We start from the raw sequence: 6,644 nt of genomic DNA on the forward strand, positions 1-6,644 counted from the left end.
GAGGCACCCGCACCGCTGTCATCAGAAGAAATCATCGATTATCTAACTGTGGCAATTGCGAATGATAAAAGCTTCAAGTTAGTTGATCGTGAAAATCTGCAATTGATCTACAACGAACAGAAGCTTAATCAAGAGATCTACATTGATGAAAACCAGGCACGTCGACTGGGAGAACTCTATGGAGTTGATGCCTTTTTATATGGGAATATTTCCAGGCGTGTGGACGGTGAATTCGTTGCTTCCATGAAAATGATGAATATCTTCAGTGGAGTGATCACCTGGGCAGATCTGCTGAAATTTCGTGAAAACGATGAAGGAAGTGTCACCATTTCCAACCCATTTTCGAGAAAGATCCAGGAGAGATTGGAGCGCAATAAGGGAAATGGGATGATTGCCATTCCAGGGGGAATGTTTTTAATGGGCACGGATGATCCCCTTTACGCCAACTCCAATCGACGTTTGATGCGGGTACGTCCCTTTCAAATTGATCAAACAGAGGTGAGCAATGGTGATTACTTTGCCTTCGTTGAAGCAAACAATCATCGGCGTCCAGTAAGTTGGACACAGGGGATGATGCTTCCAGAAAACGCAGAGCTGCCAGTTGTCGGCATCAGCTGGGAAGATGCGCGAATGTACTGTCGATTTCTAGGCAAGCGTCTTCCAACAGAAGCAGAGTGGGAGAGAGCTGCCCGCGGAACTCAAGGACGAAAATATCCTTGGGGACCAAGTTTCAGTTCAAACTTCTCTGTGACACGTGAAAGCAGAATCGATAGTAGTGTGAATGTGGAGAGTGTAAACAGAGATCAGACTCCTGAAGGAATCCGCCATCTTGCAGGAAACGTAAGAGAGTATGTTTCGGATGCTTATCGGCCAGGTGGACGAGCAGAGAGAATCTCAGACAGCAATAGTATGGAGCGTGTCGTTCGAGGTTCTTCCTGGGCGTTTGGCTCCTTTGAGGCAGCGGGCTTTTATCGAGGGTATACCCGGCCCAATTTAGCATGGCCCGATGTTGGCTTTCGATGTGCCAACGACCTTTAGGAGTTACGGATGTTCAGTTTGATCTTACTGCTGGGTAGTGCGTTTATTTTTGCGAATCCTGACCTCGGGAATTATTCGGCAACTGCTGATTACGGGTATTATGCGATTTCGGATACCATCGAAGGGTCCAAAGGAATTGAGAGCAAAGCTATCAGTGGAGCCTATGGTTTCGGTCTGGGAGTTCATGGAACTTACCTGAATCGTTCCCCATGGAGGCACTCTGTCACGTACAGAGAATACGAAGCGAACAATTATTTTATCCAGACGATGAGTGTTGGTCTGGATTACACGACAACCGTTCCGCAGGCCCCAATACAACTTGCTGTAGGTGCAGAACTAGGTACCGGTATATTTCATCCGCAAAATTATAAGTACCTAAAGCCACGAGAAACAACGGGTGGACAGATTCATACAGAACTGAGCCATTATTTCGTAGTGCAGGAACGTGTCACGTACTTCTTCCTCAAGCCCAGTTTTCGTTTCTATGAATTTGCGGTTTCAGGACAGCAGGGCCATCCCAATCAGGAGATCAATGGGACAGTGCCTGCTTTGTCAGCTGGAGTTGGTCTAGAATTTTAAATTTCTTAATTTTGTAGGACACATGGACGTGACCAGCCCCCTCTCCCCAACTGGGTTCCGTATTCTATCTTGTGCAGAGATTGAAGAACTCTGTGAAGCCATCCACAATCGTGATCCCTGGTTCGAATATTATCTTAGATTTGCTTTGTTGACAGGAATGCGCCGTGGGGAGATCCTTGCTCTGACTTGGCATGATGTTGACTTGTGGCTTAATAGGGAGATCATCGTTCCAGATCCCCGCCAACCTTACTATCGTGATCCAAAATGTCGAAGAATTCCCATTGATGAAATCTTACTGGGAATTTTACTAGATCTACGATCTCCTTCTCGCTGGGTCTTCCAGAAAACAGGTCGTCGAATGCTTGGAAGTACGGTCAGCCTCTTCTTCCGAGAGCTAAGCGTACAGACAGGTATTACGGTCACTTCGGAACACATTCGCATGACCTATGCGATGAATCGCTACCATCAGTTACGCCCAAGATCCCGTAAAGATTGGGAAATCTTACAGGAGAATCTGGGGCACAGAGATGTGTCGACCACTCGAAGCTATTTCCAGCGACACTTTAGCGAATTACCTTCGCATTCAGTGAATTGAGGAATCAGATGCAGCAGCTTGTTACTGCAACTATCTATCAGGTCAATCAGGTAGGTAGATTTTTGGAATAGATGTAACGCAAGAATTCGTTTTTACGTTCAGCTTCCTGAAAGCATCCACGATATTCGGCAGTAGTTGTCGAAGATGTTTGGTCTTCAATTCCTCTCATCATTACACAGAAATGCTTGGCATCCAGTAAGACTGCAACATCTGGGGTTCCCAAGGCCTGCTCAAGTTCTTCTGCAATCTGCCGGGTGAGTCGTTCTTGTACTTGAGGACGCTTTGCATAGTAATCCACGATGCGATTGATTTTTGACAAACCGATCACACCATTCTTGGGAATGTAAGCCACATGGGCTTCCCCAATAACTGGTAAGAAGTGGTGCTCGCAAAACGAACGAAAGGAAATACTCTTTTCAAGTAAAATGTTTTGATACCGGTAGGTGTTCTGAAAAAGCCGGATTTCAGGTTTTTTCTCTGGATTCAGACCACTAAATATCTCACTGACAAGCATTTTTGCAACTCGCCTAGGTGTCCCCTGCAAGCTATCATCAGTAAGGTCTAATCCCAATGTCTGCATAATTTCCCGGAAATGCTCCTCGATCCGCTGAATTTTGGTCTCGGAACTCAACTCCCAGGCATCAGCCCGCATCGGGGTTTCTAGGCTAGTGCTGTGGTGGCAATCGCCTAAGCTTTCAAATTCTTCAAAGGAGCGATTCAATTCTTCTGGAAGTCTCGACATTTAATTACCTTCAATTGGAAATGAATTTAGCGGTCCCGGAGTTTTTGTCGTTCTCCCATTGAATGACTTTATAGCACCATGCCCGACTATCTGATTTCCGCCTCACTAGTTTATCTGCGAAGTCGAGAAAATATCGCGCCATTCCCTCTGCACCACAGTTCTCAACAACCCGCAAATTACAAAGCCCCTTCTCGTGCATGTCCTGGAACATTTCTAAATAGGGATCTTGTTCGTTGATCAACAAAGTGTGATCACACATATACTCGAGATGTTCCTTAAGTTCTTTCAATTCTCCGAAGTCAAAAACGAAGTGATTAGCGTCTAATTCTTTACAAGCAAAGTAAAATTTAAAGCTTCTTGAATAACCATGTATGTGGCTACAGTGCCCTTGGTGGGCATGCTGTCGGTGAGCGCATGGCAAGTTGAAGTATTGTTTAGTGCAGGTGTAACGATATTTGCTCATATTTCCTTAAAAATCTCAGAAAAAGATGACCTAAAAAAATCAATTTCTTCCAAGAACATGCCAAGGCTAAGATAATCAGAAACTCAGTTATTTTGGAGTTTCTGTGAACTTAGTCTGATTCAAAAATCATCTTTAGAAGATTATTCTCATGTTTTAGAAGATTACTTTTCAAGATTATTCTTTTTTCATGAGAGACTTTTCAGTAATTCGTTAAGCTCCATTCTGGATTTGATGATCTTATCTAAAAGTCCAAATTCTAACGCCTCTTCTGCAACCATCCAATTGTCCCGATCGATAGCTTGCTTAATCGTCTCGTAGTCTTTGCCAGTTTGCACACAATAGATTTCAATGATCCGATCTCTTGTTTTGAGAATCTCTCTCGCCTGGATCTGACATTCTGTAGCGCGTCCTTGATAGCCCATAAGAAGGGGTTGGTGAATCATGATTTTCGCATTGGGAAAGGCAAATCTGCGCCCAGGATTGGCAGCTAAGCTGAGGATTGAACCCATGCTTGCAGCAAAACCACCTACAATTGTGGTTACTGGACAGGAGAGAAAGCGAAGCATATCAAAGATTGCAAACCCAGAAAAAACCTCACCACCAGGAGAATTGATGAATAGTGTAATAGGGGCCTCTGGGTCGTCTTGCTCCAAAAGTACCAGTTGTGTAAGGATTCGCTGAGTCAATTCAGAAGTGACTCCCTGCGAAATAACAAGAGTACGAGCTTGTAGCATCTTCACAGCAAGCCCGTGCATTTCAGGCGAATCTTCTTTTTTCTCTTCAGCCATCACAGATATTTGTGTGGAAGTCAGTTGGTCAAAAGTGGGCATAATTCACCAGCACAGTTGGGTTGAAATGATTTGAATCAAGGTTGATTCTAACGATAAGAATTTTGAAATTGTAGCTGTTCTGTGGGACTTAAGAAAGCAAGCTTTTGTTCAGCTTGGCAGAATTGGCGCATGGAGGGAGATTCTGAGAGTTCATAGACAGCCTGAGCTATCTTCTCAGGTTGGAAGTTTTGGTTGAAGTATTTTGAGTACTGGATTCTAAGATGATTTAAAATAAACGGACTCCCTTCTTCTCTACATTCTGAAAGATGTGTGATCACTTGTAGATAAGGACCCACCTCACCTGTGGCTATTTCTTCGGCCAAGGATTCACCAGCTTCCTCAAAAAATAACTTCAGTCTAGCTGCTTTGGGCCGATAAAAACTATCTGAAGGTTCAGAACTTCCACAACCACTAGTGTTGCTGCTGCGTCCGGCGGCAATGGTTGTCCCAATTGGAAGCATCGTGGTCGTCAGAAAGATCCCTAGAAAACTTGTTGGCAACTCCATCTTTGGGCAGTCACTAGCGTACGTTCTTTCTTCAACACTAAAGAAGGCCAAGAAGATAACTAGGGAAAGAAGAATCGTTTTCATTAAATTAGGATTCTTTTCAAAACATCATTAATGGTGATGATTAGTTTAGTAGAGAAAAATTCTGTAATAATCTAAGGAGCTATAATTCTTGCTCTGAGATTTGTTTTTGACCAGATTGATTTTGTTTGACGGCTCCAGCCTGCTCTAACTTGACTTCAATTTGAGCTGCAAAAGTGTGAAAGTCAGAGGGACGTATTTTTTCAGCAGGAACGCCTCTGAATTCTTTTCGGAACTGCTCCATCAATGGATTGATGTTACTAGTCAGTAGATTTGGGAACCTCGCACGATTTTCTAGCAGGAATTGCAATAAATGTTCACAGGATCTGGTGTCGTCCTGTGGCTTGCTAAAGCGTCTCTGAACATAGATAAGTAGCCAAGCCAGCCCCCACAAGACTCCCAAGCCTACGAGCAATTGATCAAACATAATCTCCTCCGCTGAATGTTTTCAAACCAGCTTTACAAAATCCTCCGGCTGTTTCCATCCCCAAGAATTAAATTGATTTACCAATTGCTGCCCTTTTTCGCCACCAATAGCAAGTAGCAGTCGCTTGTTCTTAAATTTTTCCCATGCTTTTTCATTCTCAGGCTTGGAGATTCCACTGACTGAGTTCCCCATTAATTTTCTTGGTGTACCTTGATGGATTTTATTGTCAATGATCCCTTCTACAGGTATTTCAAATTTCTGAAGTGCTTTCAGTAGGGACTTAGCACTACCTCCACTACCAACAACCCAGAGGTCCCGTCCGTTGAAAATTTGCTTCAAATTACCAAAATAAACCTTGGCCTGCATATTAGCAGTTTGGCGATATTGTGGTTCATAGTTGGAAATACATTCATTATTGAATCTTTTGTCTACAAGGGTAAATGCAACCTTACCTAATATGACACCTTGGATTCTGGCTCGATGAAGAAAATCATAATCTTCAGCCCAGGGGCTGTCATTATATCCACCCAATTTATAAAAGACTTCCTTTCGCATACAAAAAGTGGGGTGAGCGATAGGCGATTCTGCAAAAAGGGCAGTATGAATATCATCTGAACTGAGAAGTCGATTACTCCAACCCTCATGATGAAGAATCCATTTTGGTATAGATTCCCTTTTGGTATCTGAAAAATGCCGAAAACAAGAGCCAATCAAACCAACTTCTGAATTATTACTCAAATAGCTTACCTGCTTGAGAAGTCGTTTGGGGTGCATGATATCGTCTGCATCCATTCTGGCGATGATTGATCCACTTGCCAATTTTGCTGCAGCGTTCAAGCTTGGAACTATCCCTTGATGAGAATTTGAAATAATATGTATTCGCTTATCTATTCTGCTCCATTTTTCTAATTTCCAAGAGCTACTATCAGTCGATCCGTCATCAACAATACAATATTCCCAATTAGAATATTCCTGGTTGATCGTGCTTTGAATGCATTCGTCCAAATAGGCAGCATCATTATGGACTGGCATCAAAATCGATACAAGTGGGCCGTCAGTCAATTCAATTGACTCTCAAAGGGATGTGTTTAGGAATTAAATTCTTTTGCAATTCCAACTGCCGTTGAAACTGTTCTTCAAATATAGATTCTTTATTGTTTACTGCCCATTTTGCAAGCAATTGATCATGATCTCCGTTTGGAATTAGAAGCACACGACTTGATTCCAAACGAACCATCACTGAATGAATGGGCTATTTGTGTTCACGATCAAGAGTATCAGCAACTCGTAAAATTGCAGCGAGATTTCTGATGATCGTCTTGTTTTTAGGGGATAACTTCTGAAAATCAGTATGATTCTCAGAAGGGACAGATCCTGCGTGAT

The 6,644-nt window shown here is 43.0% G+C and carries 9 protein-coding genes; 3 read left to right on the forward strand and 6 right to left on the reverse strand.

The window, feature by feature from the left end:
• The 3 genes from P8O70_20540 to P8O70_20550 all read left to right on the forward strand — a co-directional run.
• Positions 1-1,038, forward strand: a 1,038-nt coding sequence (locus P8O70_20540; GenBank protein ID MDG2199229.1) for an SUMF1/EgtB/PvdO family nonheme iron enzyme, incomplete at its 5' end; no start/stop codon positions are given.
• Between the two features lie 9 nt (positions 1,039-1,047).
• On the forward strand, positions 1,048-1,617 hold the full coding sequence (locus P8O70_20545) for a hypothetical protein (protein ID MDG2199230.1): 570 nt from the start codon (positions 1,048-1,050) through the stop codon (positions 1,615-1,617).
• Between the two features lie 22 nt (positions 1,618-1,639).
• Positions 1,640-2,212: a tyrosine-type recombinase/integrase gene (locus P8O70_20550; GenBank protein MDG2199231.1), complete on the forward strand. Its 573-nt coding sequence runs from the start codon at positions 1,640-1,642 to the stop codon at positions 2,210-2,212.
• 46 nt (positions 2,213-2,258) lie between these two features.
• Here P8O70_20550 and folE read toward each other — a convergent pair whose 3' ends face one another.
• The 6 genes from folE to P8O70_20580 form a co-directional block, all read right to left on the reverse strand.
• The gene (gene folE, locus P8O70_20555; protein MDG2199232.1) at positions 2,259-2,954 is read right to left on the reverse strand and encodes a GTP cyclohydrolase I FolE; all 696 of its coding nucleotides are present in this window, start codon (positions 2,952-2,954) and stop codon (positions 2,259-2,261) included.
• 10 nt (positions 2,955-2,964) lie between these two features.
• Positions 2,965-3,417, reverse strand: a complete 453-nt coding sequence (locus P8O70_20560) for a 6-carboxytetrahydropterin synthase (protein MDG2199233.1) — start codon at positions 3,415-3,417, stop codon at positions 2,965-2,967.
• Positions 3,418-3,602: 185 nt separating this feature from the next.
• Positions 3,603-4,205: an ATP-dependent Clp protease proteolytic subunit gene (locus tag P8O70_20565; protein ID MDG2199234.1), complete on the reverse strand. Its 603-nt coding sequence runs from the start codon at positions 4,203-4,205 to the stop codon at positions 3,603-3,605.
• Between the two features lie 89 nt (positions 4,206-4,294).
• Positions 4,295-4,837 carry a hypothetical protein gene (locus tag P8O70_20570; protein MDG2199235.1) on the reverse strand — a complete coding sequence of 181 codons (543 nt, stop codon included), beginning with the start codon at positions 4,835-4,837 and terminating at the stop codon, positions 4,295-4,297.
• A gap of 79 nt (positions 4,838-4,916) precedes the next feature.
• A complete protein-coding gene (locus P8O70_20575) occupies positions 4,917-5,261 on the reverse strand; it encodes a hypothetical protein (protein MDG2199236.1) in 345 nt (114 codons plus the stop codon).
• A 21-nt stretch (positions 5,262-5,282) separates the two neighbouring features.
• Complete coding sequence (locus P8O70_20580) at positions 5,283-6,323, reverse strand: glycosyltransferase (GenBank protein ID MDG2199237.1); 1,041 nt, start codon at positions 6,321-6,323, stop codon at positions 5,283-5,285.
• Between the last annotated feature and the right edge of the window lie 321 nt (positions 6,324-6,644).

It is taken from the genome of SAR324 cluster bacterium, assembly GCA_029245725.1.
Classification (GTDB): domain Bacteria; phylum SAR324; class SAR324; order SAR324; family NAC60-12; genus JCVI-SCAAA005.